The following is a 16,853-nucleotide window of genomic DNA, read 5'->3' as shown; positions in this document are numbered from 1 at the left end:
CGGCGGGGCCGGCGGGGCCGGCGGGACTGGCGGCAACGCGGGGCTGCTCGGCAACGGCGGGATCGGCGGGACCGGCGGAGACAGCCTGTCTGGCAACGGCGGCGCCGGCGGGACTGGCGGCATCGCCGGCCCGCTGTTCGGCAACGGCGGTGCCGGCGGCGCGGGTGGCCGGGGCACAACGACCGGCGGTGACGGCGGGGTCGGCGGCAAGTCCGTGCTGATCGGCGACGGTGGTAACGGCGGCAACGCCGGGCCCGGTGGGGTCACGGGCAACGCCGGCACTGGCGGTTGCCCGGGGCTGCTATTCGGTCTGCCCGGGATGAACGGGTTGGCGTAGCCGTCAGGCCCACGGATTGCTTGCCGGATGGCCCTGGCCCGTCGGTGGCGACACGGGTGGGTGACCGCCCACCGGCCGGCCGGCCGGGCCGGAGCCGACACGGCGCGTTGGCGGTGCTGATCGCCCCGCGAGGATCCGCTTTACACCTACCTGGTCCACCATCCTGCGTCTACCTCAGCCACATCGCCCCACTACTCACAAGACTCGACGCAGCCAGTTGTTCGACACGCTTTAGCTTTAGCGTGCCGCTCGGCGCGTCGCTTGGGTCGCTTGAGTCACCAGGTACGCCAGCGCGTGGTCGGCTCCGGGCGGTAACTTCTCGGCCGGCCACCACCGCAGGTCCTCGGACTCCTCGCTGATCGCGATCTGCGCCCCGGCCGGCGCATGCGCCACGAACTGCAGATCCAGATGACGCGTCGGCACTCCCAACGAACAGGTGACCGGATGCACGTGCACGGCGACGAGTCCGGGTGCCAGTCGCAAACCGGCGATCCCGGATTCCTCGGTCGCCTCCCGCAGCGCCGCGGCGACGACGTCGCGGTCGTCGTCCTCGCAGTGGCCGCCCAGCTGCACCCAACGGCCGAAGCGGCGATGCAAACACAGCAGCACCTGAGTGCCGCTGTCGTCCAGCACCAGCGTCGAGGCGGTGATGTGGCCGGCTTCGCAGTCGCGCCGGCACGCGTCGGCGCGGGCATGCACGAACGCCAGCACGGCATGCCGCAGCGAGTCCTGACCCGGATCGGGAGCCTGCCAATCGGTGAGAGTGGCGATCACCGAATCCCGGATACTCAACGCGACCCCCGGTTGCGTCGGCGACCGCGAAGGGTGGACCACGCCGCCCGGCAGCTGGCGACGAGGTCGCGCGACAGACCGAGCCGCTCGATCAGCACCCGCCGATCCACGATCTCGAGGGCCTTGTCCATCTCGTTTGCCTTCAGCAATAGATCGACGTCGCGGGCAAGTTCGGCGCTCGCGTACGCCGGCGGCGGGACCGGCAACAGCTCGGCCTCACCCGGCTCGAGCTCTAGGACGCCACCGCCATAACTGCGGCCCATGATCTCGGCGAACGCGAACGTCGCGCTGTTGTGGAAGACGGCGGCGAGCCTTGCCGGATCGACGGTGGGGTGCACCCGCACCCGATGCACGGTGTCGGTGCTCGTCGCCGCAGCCGCATTGACCGTCAGGCGCGGCGCGCAGTGGATTTGGCGCAGCATGAAAAGGTCCGGAATCCACAGCGATGGCGTGCGCCACCACGGTTTGCGGATCGAGCACTTATAGCCCAGGTGAACCCCGGCGGCCTCGCCGGCGGCAAGGTGTGCGGCCAAAGCGGGATCCGTGCGGGTAACGGGGGCGTCCAGCAGCCAGGTTCGGTGGCCGGCGGCGACATCGCTTGCCCGGCAATCGTCGTCGTAGACCAGACCGCTGAGTTGGGCACTGCGCGAGACCAGCGGAACGCAATGGGGCCGCAGCCCCAGGGCTGCGGCCTCAGCGTCGGTGAAGGTGAAGAAGCTGTTGCGGCCGGTCACGATGCCCACATCCACCTCGGCCAGTTCGCCGAGCCTGACCAAGGTCCCGGACCGGCGGAGCCCGCGTAACAGCTCGATCTGACCCGGCTCGAGGAAATACGTGGTCCACTTTTCTTTTTCGTGAAGGAGTGCCGGAGCGGTCTCGCCGGTGAGGTTCGCGCGTTCGAGCCCGCAGGCATCGGCGAGGTTGACCGTGCGGATCCGCGCCGGGCCCGCACCGACCACTCCGCAGAACAACACGACTTCTTGCAGGATCGCGTCGAATACCAATCGCTCGAAGGTCACCAGCGTGATTTCGCGATAACCGCTCAGCAGAAATTCCCGCAGCTGCGCCGCGTACCCGACCTGCAACAATTCCGCCGGAACCACCAGGCCCACGCGTCCGCCGTCGCGCACCAGGGCGGTGCTGGCCACGACGAACGGGACCCAGGCATTGGTCAGCCTCGTCGGGCGCAGGCCCGCGCTTCGCATCAGCTCCAGCGCCGGTGCCCGCTGGTCGGGTGCCCAGTTGCCGAAGCGGATATAGGGCGGGTTGCCGGCGATGCCATCCCAGCTGCCGGGTCGGGTCGTATGCAGCCAGCTGAAAAAGTTGTCGATGTCGACGGCAGCGAATTCTCGCGACTTCTTCGCTTCCCGCGCAACGATTTCCACGCCGTGGGCCCGGCACGTCAGGGCGGCCAGTTCGCGCAGAATCCGGCCGTCGCCGCAGGAGGGCTCCAGGATCCGTGGGCCGGCCTCGCAGACCCAGCGGGCCAGGAACCGGGCCACCGCGGGCGGCGTGTAATAGCCGCCGCGAACCTTGTCGGCGGACGCGGCGGCTTTGCCCGCGAACGTTGTCATTTGCGGACCAACAGGTCCCCGGCGGGTGCCGGGTCGCGCACCCCCGGCGGCTCTTGCGGGTAGCCGATCGCGATGGCGCCCAACGGCTCCCAGTCGGTAGGCAACTGCAATTCGGCACGCACCAGATCGGCGGCGAAGATCGTCGAGCCGATCCAGCAACTGCCCAGCCCACGCACCGCCAGGGCGACCAGCAGGGCTTGCACCGCGGCTCCCACCGCGACGGTGAACATGGTGTGCTCGGCGTGGCCGCGGGCCGCGTCGGGGTAGGCGTGGGCACCCTCCGGCACCAGCATCGGGATGACGACTTCAGGTGCGTCGTAGAGTATTTGGCCGCGGGCAACGCGGCGTTCGACGGCGTCGGCCGGCTTGCCGTCGCCGGCCAGATCGGAGCGCCACTTGTCTTTCATCCGGTCGAGCAGCCGGGTGCGCACCGCCGGTGTCTGCAACCATACGAAGCGCACCGGCCGGGTGTGGTGCGGGGCCGGCGCGGTAAGCGCCTCGGCGACCGCGGACTCGACGAGCTGCGGCGGCACCGGCTCGGCGCTGAACCGGCGAACCGACCTGCGCAACAGCTGGGCCTGTCGGCGCCCCAGCTCGATGGCTTCGGTGGTGCCGAGCCAGAACAGGTCCTCGGCGCCCGGCCGCACCAAGCGCCGCGCCGTGGAACCGTCGTCGCGCACCGGCAGCCCGCGAACCACGGCCACCGGCAGCGCCGTCAACTTGCCCTTGACGAGATCGGCGGCGGCGGCGATCTCGTCGGCGACCGCGATCTCGGTGACGACCAATTCGTTGCCGTGCCGGTCGAGGGCGCCCGCATAGTTATGCAGCACCGCCAGACCGGCGGCGCCGACCGCGGCGTCGATCTGGCCGCAGCGCCAGGCGCGGCCCATGGTGTCGGTGACCACCACCGCCACGGTGACACCGAGGCGGTCGCGCAGCCGGGCGCGCAGCGCCGCGGCACTGGCGTCAGGATCGACGGGCAGCAGCGCCAATTCGTTCCTGTTGACGTTGGATCCGTCCACCCCGGCGGCGGCCTGGACCAGCCCGAGTCGGTTCTCGGTGATCAAGGTCTTGCCCTTGTGGGCCAGTACCCGTATCGCCTCGTTGTCGATTAGCTTGCGACGCAGCCGATCTCGCTCCTCCTCGGACTCCGGCGCCGGCACCAGCCGGCCCTCGGACTTGGACACCACCTTGCTGGTGACCACCACGACGTCGCCGTCGCACAGCCAGGGCGCCGCGGCCGCGATCGCCGCGCTCAGGTCATCGCCGGGGCGGAATTCGGGAAGCCCGGTGACAGGCAGGATTTCGATGGGCGATCCGGTGCCGTGCTCGCTCACGCCGCCACGCCCGCAAGCTCCAGCCCGGCGCTCACCATCTCCGCGGTTGCCTTCGGGTCGCTCATCAACAGCGGTATCGATCGCACCAGCACGCCGTCGATGTCGGCCTGATCGCCCTCGGCCACCAGCCAGCAGTCGAGTATGCCGGTGGTGGTGCGCGCGCCGTAGTGCCGGCCCACCGCCGCCGCGGTGGAATCCACCCCGATCACCGAGAGGCACGCATCGGCCATGCCGCGCAACGGTTTTCCGCCGATGATCGGCGAGTAGCCGACGATCGGCGCGGGGGTGGCCCGCAGCGCGGCACGGATGCCGGGGACCGCCAGGATGGCGCCGATGCTGACCACCGGGTTGGACGGAGCCAGCATGACGACGTCGGCCCCGGCGATGGCGGCCACCACATCTGTTGTGGCACTAGCTGTTTCGGCACCGATGAAGGCGAAGCTGTGGGTCGGCACCTGGGCGCGATAGCGCACCCACCACTCCTGGAAGTGGATGGCACGCTGGGATTGGGCCTCCGGGTCGGTGATCACCACGTGGGTCTCGCAACGGTCATCGCTGACCGGGAGCAACGTCGCCCCCGGTTGCCAGCGGTCACACAGCGCCGCGGTGATTTGCGACAGTGGGTAGCCGGCCCGCAGCATCTGAGTGCGCACCAGGTGCGTGGCCAGATCCCGGTCGCCGAGCTGGAACCAGTCCGGCTGCACGCCGTAGCGCGCGAGTTCCTCTTTGGCGTGCCAGGTTTCGTCGCGATGACCCCAGCCGCGCTGCGGATCGACACCGCCGCCCAGGGTGTACATGCAGGTGTCCAGGTCGGGGCAGACCCGCAGCCCGTGGATCCAGGCATCGTCACCGATGTTGACCACCGCGGTCAATTCGTGACATGCGTCGTGTCCCGGTATGGCAAACTGTCCCAGGCCGAGCAACTGCTGGACCCCCAACAGAAACCGGGCGCCGCCGACTCCCCCCACGAGAACGGTGACCTTCACACCGCAGGACAGTACCCGCCGGGGACGGGGGATCAGGGCGGGGTTGCCGCGCTTTCACGCCAGCCCCTGACGGGCCCCTGACGCGCATTGTGACGAAGTGCACTAGACACGCCGTACATCGAACCGAAACAGAATCGCGGAAATTTGATCACGAGATGGTATGGAAATGCGCGGGAATGCTTGACCCGGCTGCCCAATGCGTGTCTAATCACATCAGTGTCATTTCCCGGTTGGCCGGCCGGTTTCGGTGTGGCAGACCGAGATTCGATCACTAGTTCGAATTGGGTTAACTGCACATCAAAACAGTGGCAAACCATTTCACGATCTATTAGGTGAGGAGGCGGCGGCATGTCCTATGAGCACCTTAGGGGTGTGATGGCAGGCGCACCGCACACCGCTGCCCGCTCCGCGACAGTGCCATCGTTGGAGATTGCCCGACCGCACTTGAGTTTGGTTCCCGACGCGTTCGAGCCCCAGCCGGTGCCGGCTCCCGTCGAGCCGCCCGCCGACCAGTGGCAGGACCGCGCCCTTTGTGCCCAAACGGATCCCGAGGCGTTCTTTCCGGAGAAGGGCGGCTCGACCCGCGAGGCAAAGAAGATCTGCCTTGGCTGCGAGGTGCGCCACGAGTGCCTGGAATACGCGCTGGCCCACGACGAGCGTTTCGGCATCTGGGGTGGCCTGTCCGAGCGCGAGCGTCGTCGCCTCAAACGCGGCATCATCTGATCGGGATCTGATCGGGATCTGGGCAGCCCGCTGCTCACTCGTCGTCGATCGTCGGGTCGACGATCGACGGCTCGACGTCCAGATAGCTGGCCACCTGGGCCACCAAAATTTCGTGCAACAACTCGCCAAGCTCCAGGGTGTCTCTTGCCCGTCGTTCAATTGGCTTGCGGAACAAGACAATTCGTGCTCGTGTGGCATTGCCGCGGACATCGACTCCAGCCGGTATCAGCCGGGCAAGCGGGATCGGCCCGTCGGCGATGACTTCGGGCGGCCACTGCACGCTCTCGGGATCCTTGGCTGATATGCGCGGGATCTCGTCGACCGCGACGTCCAATTCGGACACCCGGTCCTGCCAGCGGCGCTCGATGGGTTCGTAGGCTTCCAGCACCGCCATGTCGAACCGCTCGGACCGGCTGCGCCACCCCGGCACCGTCGGCGGCAGCAGCGGGCCACGCCACTCGCCCCCCCGGCGCCGCACCCGGCGCGCCGCCGCGGATCTGTCACCCGGCCGGCCGCTGCGTGGGTAGCCGCGGGAATCGCTCACGCGCCGATGGTAACGGTTGCACATCGCGCCCGGAACGGATGCGCGTGTCCGCCGCTTCGGCGGCGTTTCCGCACGATAGCCTTTCGGTCGTGAACGTACCCCGTCGCTGCTGCCGGCCCGGGTGTCCGCACTATGCAGTGGCGACGTTGACGTTCGTCTACTCGGACTCGACGGCGGTCGTGGGTCCGCTCGCTACCGCACGTGAACCGCACTCCTGGGATCTGTGCGTCAGCCACGCCGGCCGCATCACCGCGCCGCGCGGGTGGGAACTAGTGCGCCATGCCGGGCCGCTACCCACCAATCCCGATGAGGACGATCTGGTTGCGCTGGCCGACGCGGTGCGCGAGGGCGGCCCCATCGCTGCCGGTGCCTATTCGGTGGCCCATCCCGGCAGAAACGGCTCGCCACACAACGGCTTCCCCGATCCCGTGGTACACCACGCCGGTGTTCAGGCCGGTGTTCATGCCGGTGTTCATGCTAAGGCCCCGAGTGGCGGCGTGTTCGCGCCGCCCGAACATCGCAATGGACGTCGCCGTGGACACCTGCGGGTGTTGCCTGATCCCCCCGACTAGCCCCGACGAGCCCGGCCGATTCCCGCTAACGGTTCGGCTCCGGTCCAGACCGATGCCGTCGGCGACTTCGTCGGGCCGATAGGCTGGCGGCCAAGGGACGAAGAAACCCAAGTCGTCAGGAGCCCCGCCATGTCTTGGCCCGCCGCGGTTATCAATCGTGTTATCAAGGCTTATGACGTGCGCGGGTTGGTCGGCGAAGAGATCAACGAGTCGCTGAGCGCCGATATCGGCGCGGCCTTCGCCCGGTTGATGCACGCCGAGGGCGCGCGGCAGGTGGTGATCGGCCACGATATGCGCGACAGCTCGCCGTCGCTGGCCGCCGCGTTCGCCGACGGGGTGACCGGACAGGGCCTCGACGTGGTGCGCATCGGTTTGGCGTCGACCGATCAGCTCTATTTCGCCTCGGGACTGCTGGACTGCCCCGGCGCGATGTTCACCGCCAGCCACAACCCCGCCGCATACAACGGCATCAAGCTGTGCCGGGCCGGTGCCAAACCGGTGGGCGCGGACACCGGACTCATCGCCATCCGGGACGATTTCATCAATGGCGTGCCCGCCTACGACGGACCAGCCGGAACGCGCACCGACCAGGATGTCCTGGACGACTACGGGAAATTCCTGCGATCGCTGGTCAACACCACCGACCTGCGTCCGCTGCGGGTGGCCGTGGACGCCGGCAACGGGATGGCCGGCCACACCGCGCCGGCCGTGCTCGGCCCGATCGGCTCGATTACCTTGCTGCCCTTGTACTTCGAGCTCGATGGCTCGTTTCCCAATCATGAGGCCAACCCGCTCGACCCGGCCAACCTGGTGGACTTGCAGGCCTATGTGCGCGACACCGGTGCCGATATCGGCCTGGCCTTCGACGGAGACGCCGACCGCTGCTTCGTGGTCGACGAGACCGGCCACCCCGTGTCGCCGTCGACGGTGACCAGTCTGGTGGCAGCGCGCGAGCTCGGCCGGGAAATCGGCGCCACCGTGATCCACAACGTGATCACCTCGCGCGCGGTGCCCGAACTGGTCGTCGAGCGCGGCGGCACACCGCTGCGCTCGCGAGTCGGACACTCCTATATCAAGGCGCTGATGGCCGACACCGGCGCGATCTTCGGCGGCGAACACTCGGCCCACTACTACTTCCGCGACTTCTGGGGCGCCGATTCGGGGATGCTGGCCGCACTGTACGTGCTGGCCGCTCTCGGCGAGCAGACCCGGCCGTTGTCCGAGCTGACCGCCGACTACCAGCGCTATGAATCGTCCGGCGAGATCAACTTCCACGTGGCCGACGCCGAGGCGTGCGTGGAGGCGGTACTGAAGTCGTTCGGCAACCGGGTCCAGTCCATCGACCACCTGGACGGGGTAACGGTGGATCTGGGCGACGACAGCTGGTTCAACCTGCGCAGCTCCAACACCGAGCCGTTGCTGCGGCTCAACGTGGAGGCCCGCACCGCCGAGGAAGTCGATGCGGTGGTGCAGCAGGTCAGTGGCGAAATCGCGGCCCAGCTGCCGGCGGAGGCGGGACCGTGAGCGCCGTCCAGTCGGTCGATCTCGAAGACGCCGACGGCCTGATCGCCGCCGACCGCGACGGCCTGTTGCGCGCCGCGTCGACCGCCGGTGCGCAGGTGCGCGCCATTGCCGCGGCACACGACGAAGGCGAACTGGACTTGCTGCGTGGCGGCGACCGGCCGCGCACGGTGATCTGGGTGGCCGGGCGGGGTCCCGCCGAGACGGCCGGGGCGATGCTGGTCTCGACGCTGGCCGCTGCGGCCGCCGAGCCGATCGCACTCGCCAGGGAGGCGCCGCCCTGGGTGGGTCCGCTTGACGTGCTCGTTGTCGCCGGCGACGACCCCGGTGATCCGGCACTGGTCGCAGCGGCCGCGACCGGCGTGCGCCGCGGCGCGCGGGTCGTCGTGGTGACGCCCTATGCGGGTCCGCTGCGCGACTCCACGGCCGGCCGAGTCGCGGTGCTGGAACCACGACTACGGGTTCCCGACGAGTTCGGGTTGTGCCGCTACCTGGCCGCGGGCCTGGCCGCGCTGAGCACCGTGGACCCCAGGCTGCAGATCGACCTGGCGTCGCTGGCCGACGAGCTCGATGCCGAGGCGCTGCACAACAGTGCCGCCCGCGAGGTGTTCACCAACCCGGCCAAGACGCTTGCCGCGCGCGTATCGGGACGCCGGGTCGCGCTGACCGGTGACAACGCCGCCACCCTGGCCCTGGCCCGGCACGGCAGCTCGGTGCTGCTGCGGATCGCCCACCAGGTGGCCGCCGCCGCCTGGCTGGCCGACGCGGTGGTGGCGTTGCGGGCCGGCGCTGCCGGTCATTCGGGGGATGCCCTGTTCCACGACGAACAGATCGACGGCCCGCTGCCCGAGCAGATGCGGGTGCTGGCGCTGACGCTGGCCGGGGAGCGGACAGTGGTCGGTGCCCGGATCGCCGGGCTCGACGACATCTACCTGGTCACCGCCGAGGACGCGACGCAGGACCCCGGCGTGGCCGGGTCGGATGGCCTGCTCATGCCGGCCGACGCTCAACGTCCCGAACAGCAACTGGCAATATTGGCCGTTCGGCTGGAGATGGCCGCGGTGTATTTGCGACTCGCGCGGGGATAGATACAAGGTGGAATTGCTACGCGGAGCGTTACGGACATACGCCTGGGGATCGCGTACCGCTATCGCCGAGTTCACCGGGCGGCCGGTGCCGGCCGCCCACCCCGAAGCCGAACTCTGGTTCGGTGCGCACCCGGGTGACCCCGCCTGGCTGGACGCCGACAATGGCCAAACCTCGCTGCTGGAAGCGCTGAGCACCGATCCGGAGGGACAGCTCGGTCACGGATCGCGCGCCCGGTTCGGCGATGTGCTGCCGTTCCTGGTGAAGGTCCTGGCCGCCGACGAGCCGTTGTCGCTGCAGGCCCACCCCAGCGCCGAGCAGGCACTCGAGGGTTATCTACGGGAAGAACGGCTGGGCATTCCGGTGACGTCGCCGGTGCGCAACTACCGCGACACCAGTCACAAGCCCGAGTTGCTGGTGGCGTTGCAGCCTTTCGAGGCGCTGGCCGGATTCCGTCAGGCCGCCCGCACCCGCGAGCTGCTGCAAGCGCTGGCGGTGTCCGACCTCGACCCGTTCATCGACTTGCTCAGCGACCAGTCCGACGCCGACGGCCTGCGCGCGCTGTTCACCACCTGGATCACCGCGCCCCAGCCCGACATCGACGTGCTGGTGCCCGCCGTGCTGGAGGGCGCCATTCACTACGTCAGCTCCGGCGCGACGGAATTCGCCGCGGAAGTCAAGACGGTCCTGGAACTGGGCGAGCGTTATCCCGGCGACGCCGGGGTGCTCGCGGCGTTGTTGCTCAACCGGATCAGCCTGTCGCCGGGTGAGGCGATATTTCTGCCGGCCGGCAACTTGCACACCTATCTGCGTGGTTTCGCGCTCGAGGTAATGGCCAACTCCGACAACGTATTACGCGGTGGATTGACGCCCAAGCACGTCGATGTGCCGGAGCTGCTGCGGGTGCTGGACTTCACCCCGACCGCGGAGTCGCAACTGCGGCCGCCGATCCGGCGCGACGGGCTGGAGCTGGTTTACGACACCCCGGCCGAGGAGTTCGCGGTCGCGTTGCTGGCACTTGACGCAGATCAGCTGGGCCACGAGATCGATGCACCCTCGAGCCATGAGGGTCCACAGATCTTGTTGTGCACCGAGGGTTCGACCATGGTCCATGGCAAGTCGAAGTCGTTGACGCTCAAGCAGGGCATGGCTGCCTGGGTGGCCGCGGACGACGCCCCGATTCGGCTGCTCGCGCACGAGCCGACGAAACTGTTCCGGGCTACCGTAGGGCTGTGACGGCTTGCCGCCGGTCCGCGACGGCTTGCCGGCGCTCGCCGAGCCAAAGCCGCAGGTTGTGGGCGATGGCCCGGCCGACGATCCGCGGCGGCGGAATCATGTACAGGCTGTCGAGCAACGAGAACCGGCGCAAAAACCATTCGGCCAGAACGGGATTCGTTTCGGCGGCGCCGAGGAATTGGTCGAACAATGCACCCGATGGCCGCCACCACCACGGGACCGGCCCGGTGACGCCGTGGTGGAAGGTGATGTCGCCGATGGCGTTCATCATCCACACCGGATAGGTCGTCTTCCTGGTCAGCCGGGCGAATTCGGCGGCCAGGTTCTTATCGGTGGCTTCCAGCGCCCGGCGCAGATTGCCCGCCTGCAGCGACGTCATCGTCATGCCTTGCCCGAAGGTGGGGTTGAAGCTGGCCACGGCGTCACCGAACGGGATGATGCCCGCCGGCAACCGGTCCAGCTTGTCGTAGCGGCGCCACCTGCTGGCCGGAAAGGCATGCAAGACCGGGCTGCCCACGGGTTCGGCCCGGGCCAGCGCGGCGCTGAATCGGGCCGGTAGCAGCCGGTCGGCGAGTGCGCGCATCTCAGGGAAGGTCGACGGCGGCTTGGCATGGGCGACGCCGAAGGTGGTGATCACCCAGGTGCGGTCCTCGTAGCACAGCATGCCCAGGCCCAGCGACTGGTCATGTGAGGCGCCGGCGACTACCACCTTCTCTGCCAGCAAGCCGTCGGGGATGCGGAACTGCTGGCTGGCATAGTTGATGCCGATGTCCACGGTTTCCTCGTCCGGGCGCTGAAATCCCCACTGCGTCAACCACACTGGTAGCCGGGTGCCCCGCCCCGCCGCGTCGACGACGAGATCGGCGGCCCGGAACTCGAGATCACCGTCGTCGCTGGGAGCCAGCAGCACCCCGGTCACCCGTTGCCGGGCGGGCTCGAACCGGGGCTCGGCCACCAGCCGCCGCGCGATCTCGACGTTGTCGATGTCGAGGACCCGCCGGCGCAGCTGCCATTCCAGATGCGGCCGGCTGGGCACGTAGGCGGTGAACTCTTTGCGCAGCGTGTGTCCGGTACCCAGGACATGGCCCGCGGCCCCGAAGTAGATGCAGTCCGGGCGGTTCTCCAGCATGGGCACACCGGCGGCGACCATGTCTTTCAACAGGCCCGGGAAGAGGCCGTCGAATTCGTCTGCGCCACGGGCCATCAGCATGTGCAGGTGCCGGTCTTGGGGAACCGTGGCGCGGTTGGCCGGTGTGTCCGGCAGCTCGTCGCGCTCGAAAATCGTCACCTGGCCGAAGAAATCCGAGAGCACCCGCGCCGCGCACAGTCCCGCGATGCTGGCCCCGATGACGACCGCATGGTCTCTGGTATCCGCCGTGCTCGCCAAGCTCCCCCGCATTCCCGCAGCGTACCCGCTACTGCCGGGGCGACCGGCGCTCGCGCAGCCATAGCCGCATGTTGTGCCCCACGGCGCGGCCGATAATCGGCGCCGAGGGCACCGTGTATAGGCTGTCGAGCAGCGAGATTCGCCGCAAAAACCATTCGGCCAGAACAGGATTGGTTTCAGCAGCGCCGAGGAACTGGTCGTAGAGCGCGCCGACCGGCCGGTACCAGCGCGGCATCGGCCCGTCGGCGTGTTGGAAGCAGCGGTCGGCGATCGCGTTCATCGTCCACACCGGTCGGGTGATCTTGGCGGCGGCCCGGTTGAATTCGACGGCCGGCTCGCCGGGGGCGGATTGCAGTGCCTGGCGTAGTCGGCCGGCCTGCAGGCTCGCCATCGTCATGCCCTGCCCGAAGGTGGGATTGAAGCTGGCGACGGCATCCCCGAACGGGATGATCCCGGACGGGAAGCGACTCAGCTTGTCGTAGCGGCGCCATCTGCTGACCGGAAACGCGTGGAACGCCGGGGCGCCGACGGGTTCGGCCCGGGCCAGCGCATCGGCGAAACGGCTCGGCAGCAGCCGATAGCCGAGCTCACGCATCTCGTCGAACGTCGCGGGCGGTTTGGCCTTGGCCACCCCGAACGTCGTCAAGATCCAGCTGCCGTCCTCGTAGCACAACATCCCCAGGCCCAGCGATTGCCCCGGGCCGACACCGGTGACCACGATCTTCTCCCGGATAAGCCCGTCCGGGATGGTGAGCCGGTGGCTGGCATAGCCGATGCCGACGTCGACGGTGTCCTCGATGGGGCGCTGATATCCCCACTGCGCCAACCACACCGGCAGCCGACTGCCGCGGCCGGCCGCATCGACGACGAGATCGGCCGCGACGAACTCCGGATTACCGGCGCCGGTCTGCAGCAGCACACCGGTTACCCGGTCGCGTGCGCCGTCGAGCCGCGGCTGGCTGACGGTGCGCTGCCGGATCTCGACGTTGCCGAGGGCCAGCACCCGTCGTCGCAGCTGCCACTCCAGGCGCGGCCGGCTCGGCAGATAGGCGGTGAACTGCTTTCGCAGTTGCCGCCCGGTGCCCAAGACGTGGCCCACCGCGCCGAGGTAGATACAGTCCGGGCGGTTGTCCAGCATCGGCACGCCGGCTGCCACCAGCTCCGCCAACAGACCGGGGAACAGCGCCTCGAACTCCACCGCGCCGCGGGCCATCAGCAGGTGCAGATGCCGGTCCTGGGGGACCGCGCCGCGATATGCGGGGGTGTTCGGCAGGTCGTCGCGTTCGAAGATGGTCACTGTGGCATAGAAATCAGAGAGCGCCCGCGCTGCGCACAACCCGGCGATGCTGGCGCCGATGACGACTGCGTGTTCCCCGGGGTGTGCGGTGCCGTCTCGCAAGCTCACCCTCACCCCCGGCAGCGTACCCAAGTACTGTGCGGTCACAGCTGGCTACCAGAAGGGGCGAACATGGCCGGTCGATGGCGCACGAAGTCGGTAGAGCAATCGATCGCTGACACCGACGAGCCGGAGACTCGGCTGCGTAAGGACCTCACCTGGACAGACCTGGTGGTCTTCGGTGTTTCGGTGGTGATCGGGGCCGGTATCTTCACCGTTACCGCCTCGACTGCCGGCGACATCACCGGCCCGGCCATCTGGGTGTCGTTTCTCATCGCGGCGGGCACCTGCGCGCTGGCGGCCCTGTGCTATGCCGAATTCGCCTCGACGCTGCCGGTGGCCGGCAGCGCATACACCTTCTCCTATGCGACTTTCGGCGAGTTCCTGGCATGGGTGATCGGCTGGAACCTGGTCCTGGAGTTGGCGGTCGGCGCGGCCGTCGTCGCCAAGGGCTGGTCCAGCTATCTGGGCACGGTGTTCGGATTCGCCGGTGGCACAATCCATTTCGGATCGGTCGACTTCGACTGGGGTGCGTTGCTGATCGTCGCGGTGGTGGCGACGCTGGTCGCGCTGGGCACCAAGTTGTCATCGAGGTTTTCTGCCGTGGTCACCGCCATCAAGGTGTCGGTGGTCGTCTTCGTCGTGATAGTCGGCGCGTTCTACATCAAGGCCGCCAATTACTCGCCCTTCATTCCCGAACCCGAACCCGAACATCAGGGCAAGGGTGCCGACCAGTCGGTGCTGTCGCTGCTGACCGGAGCCCACGGCAGTCACTACGGCTGGTATGGCGTCCTGGCCGGGGCGTCGATCGTGTTCTTCGCGTTCATCGGCTTCGACATCGTGGCCACGATGGCCGAGGAGACCAAGCATCCGCAACGCGACGTCCCGCGGGGCATTCTGGCGTCGCTGGGCATCGTCACGCTGCTCTACGTCGCGGTGTCGGTGGTGCTGTCCGGCATGGTGTCCTACCGACAGCTGCGGACCGTGCCGGGCAGCGGCCAGGCGAACCTGGCCACCGCCTTCAAGGCCAACGGGGTGTACTGGGCCAGCGGCATCATCTCCGTCGGGGCGCTCGCCGGGCTGACCACCGTGGTGATGGTGCTGATGCTCGGGCAGTGCCGGGTCCTGTTCGCGATGGCGCGCGACGGGCTGTTGCCACGGCAGCTGGCCAAGACCGGGTCGCGCGGCACGCCGGTGCGGATCACCGTGCTGGTCGCGGTGGTGGTGGCCGCGACGGCGTCGGTCTTTCCCATCACCAAGCTGGAAGAGATGGTCAACGTCGGCACCTTGTTCGCCTTCGTCTTGGTGTCCGGCGGGGTGATCATCCTGCGCAGGAAGCGGCCCGACCTGGAGCGCGGGTTTCGGGCGCCCTGGGTGCCGTGGCTTCCGATCGCCTCACTGTGCGCGTGTCTGTGGTTGATGCTGAACCTGACCGCGCTGACCTGGATCCGGTTCGGCGTCTGGCTGGTGTTGGGCACCGCGATCTACGTGGGCTACGGGCACCGGCATTCGGTGCATGGAAACCGGGAGGTGGCCAACGCGGTTCAAGACGCGTAAGGCACCTTTGGCAACATACTGTACAGATCTATATCTGATGTCTAGACAGCAGACGCAGAAGGCGGTATTGTCCAACCTCAAGCGTGGTGGTGACTCACAAGGAGGTTTGGCATATGACCACACAGTTCAGTTCCGAGTTGGCGCAAGCTCCCGAAGGGAAGTGGCGCGATAAGAAGCGCCACTTGTGGCTGATGGGATTGATCGCCCCGACGGCGTTATTCGTGATGTTGCCGATCGTGTGGGGGCTGAACCAGCTCGGCTGGCACGCCGCGGCCCAGGCGCCGCTGTGGATCGGACCGTTCCTGGTCTACATCCTGTTGCCGCTGCTGGACCTGCGCTTCGGGCCCGACGGCCAGAACCCGCCCGACGAGGTGATGGAGCGGCTGGAAAACGACAAGTACTACCGCTACTGCACCTACATCTACGTCCCGTTCCAATACCTCAGCGTGGTGCTGGGCGCCTACCTGTTCACCGCGTCCAACCTCGGTTGGCTCGGCTTCGAGGGCGGTTTGAGCTGGGCGGGCAAGATCGGAGTTGCCCTGTCGGTCGGTGTGCTCGGCGGCGTCGGCATCAACACCGCCCATGAGATGGGCCACAAGAAGGAGTCGCTGGAGCGCTGGCTGTCCAAGATCACCCTGGCCCAGACCTGCTACGGCCACTTCTACATCGAGCACAACCGCGGGCACCACGTGCGGGTGTCCACCCCGGAGGACCCCGCGTCGGCCCGCTTCGGGGAGACCTTCTGGGAATTCCTGCCGCGCAGCGTCATCGGCAGCCTCCGGTCGGCGGTCGGGCTGGAAGCCCAACGGATTCGCCGGCTCGGCAAGAGCCCGTGGGATCCCCGGACCTACCTGTCCAACGACGTGCTCAACGCCTGGGCGATGTCGGTGGTGTTGTGGGGAGTGCTGATCGCGGTGTTCGGCGCGGGCCTGATCCCGTTCGTGATCATCCAGGCGGTGTTCGGCTTCAGCCTGCTCGAAGCGGTCAACTACCTCGAGCACTACGGACTGCTGCGACAGAAGCTCGGCACCGCTTCCGGGAAGGCCCGCTACGAGCGCTGCGCGCCGGTGCACAGCTGGAACTCCGACCACATAGTCACCAACCTGTTCCTGTACCACCTGCAGCGGCACAGCGACCACCACGCCAACCCCACCCGTCGTTACCAGACGCTGCGCAGCATGGACGGGGCGCCGAACCTGCCCAGCGGGTACGCGTCGATGATCTCGCTGACCTACTTCCCGCCGCTGTGGCGCAAGGTGATGGACCACCGGGTGCTCGAGCACTACGACGGCGACATCACCAGGGTCAACTTGCACCCCCGGGTGCGCGCCAAGATGCTGGCCCGGTACGGGGCCGTGCAAGGAGCCCGGCAAGGAGACGCAGCATGATGGCGGCCTATCGGTGCCCGGTCTGCGACTACGTCTACGACGAGGCCAAAGGTGAAGCCAGGGAAGGGTTTCCAGCCGGCACCCGATGGGACCAGATTCCCGACGAGTGGTGCTGTCCGGACTGCGCCGTCCGGGAGAAGGTCGATTTCGACAAGGTCTAGTCCGACTCCGGTGCGCGCCGCGCCACTGCGGCGCGCCAAGGAGCCGAACCAAGTAACACGAGGAGGAACCAAATGAGCGACTACAAGTTGTTTCAGTGCGTCCAATGCGGCTTCGAGTACGACGAGGCACTCGGCTGGCCGGACGAGGGCATCGCGCCCGGCACCCGGTGGGAGGACATCCCGGAGGACTGGAGCTGCCCGGATTGCGGGGCGGCGAAGTCCGACTTCGTGATGGTCGAGGTGGCCCGCTCATGAT

16 protein-coding genes and 1 pseudogene are annotated in these 16,853 nt (G+C 68.1%); 10 read left to right on the top strand and 7 right to left on the bottom strand.

What is annotated here, in order from left to right:
• The coding region (locus tag CDN38_RS29340) for a hypothetical protein (protein WP_180276299.1) at nucleotides 1-337 on the top strand (337 nt) is incomplete at its 5' end.
• 237 nt (nucleotides 338-574) lie between these two features.
• On the opposite strand, the gene CDN38_RS07580 is transcribed toward CDN38_RS29340, so the two are convergent.
• From CDN38_RS07580 to cofD, 4 genes are read right to left on the bottom strand one after another with little or no spacing between them, the layout of a single operon-like run.
• Nucleotides 575-1,129 carry an NUDIX hydrolase gene (locus tag CDN38_RS07580; RefSeq protein ID WP_075512705.1) on the bottom strand — a complete coding sequence of 185 codons (555 nt, stop codon included), beginning with the start codon at nucleotides 1,127-1,129 and terminating at the stop codon, nucleotides 575-577.
• Nucleotides 1,126-2,703, bottom strand: a complete 1,578-nt coding sequence (locus tag CDN38_RS07575) for an Eco57I restriction-modification methylase domain-containing protein (protein WP_075512687.1) — start codon at nucleotides 2,701-2,703, stop codon at nucleotides 1,126-1,128. Before CDN38_RS07575 ends, CDN38_RS07580 begins: the two co-directional genes overlap by 4 nt.
• Nucleotides 2,700-4,040 carry a coenzyme F420-0:L-glutamate ligase gene (locus tag CDN38_RS07570; RefSeq protein WP_075512688.1) on the bottom strand — a complete coding sequence of 447 codons (1,341 nt, stop codon included), beginning with the start codon at nucleotides 4,038-4,040 and terminating at the stop codon, nucleotides 2,700-2,702. The genes CDN38_RS07575 and CDN38_RS07570 overlap by 4 nt, the downstream gene beginning before the upstream one ends.
• The gene (gene cofD / locus CDN38_RS07565) at nucleotides 4,037-5,026 is read right to left on the bottom strand and encodes a 2-phospho-L-lactate transferase (RefSeq protein WP_099318877.1); all 990 of its coding nucleotides are present in this window, start codon (nucleotides 5,024-5,026) and stop codon (nucleotides 4,037-4,039) included. Before cofD ends, CDN38_RS07570 begins: the two co-directional genes overlap by 4 nt.
• A 375-nt stretch (nucleotides 5,027-5,401) precedes the next feature.
• Between cofD and CDN38_RS07555 the strand changes: the two genes are divergently transcribed.
• On the top strand, nucleotides 5,402-5,749 hold the full coding sequence (locus tag CDN38_RS07555; RefSeq protein ID WP_075512706.1) for a WhiB family transcriptional regulator: 348 nt from the start codon (nucleotides 5,402-5,404) through the stop codon (nucleotides 5,747-5,749).
• Between the two features lie 34 nt (nucleotides 5,750-5,783).
• On the opposite strand, the gene CDN38_RS07550 is transcribed toward CDN38_RS07555, so the two are convergent.
• Entirely contained in the window at nucleotides 5,784-6,227 is a 444-nt protein-coding gene (locus CDN38_RS07550) for a metallopeptidase family protein (RefSeq protein ID WP_075512707.1), read from the bottom strand.
• A 155-nt stretch (nucleotides 6,228-6,382) separates the two neighbouring features.
• On the opposite strand from CDN38_RS07550, the gene CDN38_RS07545 reads away from it, so the two are divergent.
• From CDN38_RS07545 to manA, 4 genes are all read left to right on the top strand, one after another.
• Nucleotides 6,383-6,865, top strand: a complete 483-nt coding sequence (locus tag CDN38_RS07545) for a DUF3499 domain-containing protein (RefSeq protein WP_201258300.1) — start codon at nucleotides 6,383-6,385, stop codon at nucleotides 6,863-6,865.
• Between the two features lie 129 nt (nucleotides 6,866-6,994).
• Nucleotides 6,995-8,389, top strand: coding sequence for a phosphomannomutase/phosphoglucomutase (locus tag CDN38_RS07540; RefSeq protein WP_075512691.1), 1,395 nt, complete (start codon nucleotides 6,995-6,997; stop codon nucleotides 8,387-8,389).
• Nucleotides 8,386-9,474, top strand: coding sequence for a TobH protein (locus CDN38_RS07535; RefSeq protein WP_099318876.1), 1,089 nt, complete (start codon nucleotides 8,386-8,388; stop codon nucleotides 9,472-9,474). The genes CDN38_RS07540 and CDN38_RS07535 overlap by 4 nt, the downstream gene beginning before the upstream one ends.
• A 7-nt stretch (nucleotides 9,475-9,481) precedes the next feature.
• Nucleotides 9,482-10,708, top strand: coding sequence for a mannose-6-phosphate isomerase, class I (gene manA / locus CDN38_RS07530; protein ID WP_075512693.1), 1,227 nt, complete (start codon nucleotides 9,482-9,484; stop codon nucleotides 10,706-10,708).
• On the opposite strand, the pseudogene CDN38_RS07525 reads toward manA, so the two are convergent.
• Together CDN38_RS07525 and CDN38_RS07520 are read right to left on the bottom strand one after the other, a co-directional pair.
• A pseudogene (locus CDN38_RS07525) lies at nucleotides 10,699-12,107 on the bottom strand (FAD-dependent oxidoreductase); the annotation flags it as partial. The gene manA and the pseudogene CDN38_RS07525 overlap by 10 nt on opposite strands.
• A gap of 16 nt (nucleotides 12,108-12,123) precedes the next feature.
• A complete protein-coding gene (locus tag CDN38_RS07520) occupies nucleotides 12,124-13,494 on the bottom strand; it encodes an FAD-dependent oxidoreductase (protein ID WP_075512708.1) in 1,371 nt (456 codons plus the stop codon).
• A gap of 69 nt (nucleotides 13,495-13,563) precedes the next feature.
• On the opposite strand from CDN38_RS07520, the gene CDN38_RS07515 reads away from it, so the two are divergent.
• From CDN38_RS07515 to CDN38_RS07500, 4 genes are all read left to right on the top strand, one after another.
• Nucleotides 13,564-15,048 (top strand): APC family permease, encoded by a 1,485-nt coding sequence (locus CDN38_RS07515; RefSeq protein WP_075512695.1) that lies wholly within the window; start codon nucleotides 13,564-13,566, stop codon nucleotides 15,046-15,048.
• 113 nt (nucleotides 15,049-15,161) lie between these two features.
• A complete protein-coding gene (locus CDN38_RS07510; RefSeq protein WP_075512696.1) occupies nucleotides 15,162-16,436 on the top strand; it encodes an alkane 1-monooxygenase in 1,275 nt (424 codons plus the stop codon).
• Nucleotides 16,436-16,597, top strand: a complete 162-nt coding sequence (locus CDN38_RS07505; RefSeq protein WP_036417852.1) for a rubredoxin — start codon at nucleotides 16,436-16,438, stop codon at nucleotides 16,595-16,597. The genes CDN38_RS07510 and CDN38_RS07505 overlap by 1 nt, the downstream gene beginning before the upstream one ends.
• A 72-nt stretch (nucleotides 16,598-16,669) precedes the next feature.
• Entirely contained in the window at nucleotides 16,670-16,852 is a 183-nt protein-coding gene (locus CDN38_RS07500; RefSeq protein ID WP_023371557.1) for a rubredoxin, read from the top strand.
• Nucleotide 16,853: the final 1 nt, after the last annotated feature.

This window comes from Mycobacterium ostraviense (genome assembly GCF_002705925.1).
Lineage (GTDB): Bacteria > Actinomycetota > Actinomycetes > Mycobacteriales > Mycobacteriaceae > Mycobacterium > Mycobacterium ostraviense.
This window is presented reverse-complemented; position numbering and strand designations above follow the sequence as displayed.

Bases quoted from the DNA above. Each gene is read 5' to 3' on its own strand.
- CDN38_RS07575 (WP_075512687.1), bottom strand. From the start codon at position 2,703: ATGACAACGTTCGCGGGCAAAGCCGCCGCGTCCGCCGACAAGGTTCGC.
- CDN38_RS07555 (WP_075512706.1), top strand. From the start codon at position 5,402: ATGGCAGGCGCACCGCACACCGCTGCCCGCTCCGCGACAGTGCCATCG.
- CDN38_RS07540 (WP_075512691.1), top strand. From the start codon at position 6,995: ATGTCTTGGCCCGCCGCGGTTATCAATCGTGTTATCAAGGCTTATGAC.
- CDN38_RS07515 (WP_075512695.1), top strand. From the start codon at position 13,564: ATGGCCGGTCGATGGCGCACGAAGTCGGTAGAGCAATCGATCGCTGAC.
- CDN38_RS07510 (WP_075512696.1), top strand. From the start codon at position 15,162: ATGACCACACAGTTCAGTTCCGAGTTGGCGCAAGCTCCCGAAGGGAAG.
- CDN38_RS07505 (WP_036417852.1), top strand. From the start codon at position 16,436: ATGGCGGCCTATCGGTGCCCGGTCTGCGACTACGTCTACGACGAGGCC.
- CDN38_RS07500 (WP_023371557.1), top strand. From the start codon at position 16,670: ATGAGCGACTACAAGTTGTTTCAGTGCGTCCAATGCGGCTTCGAGTAC.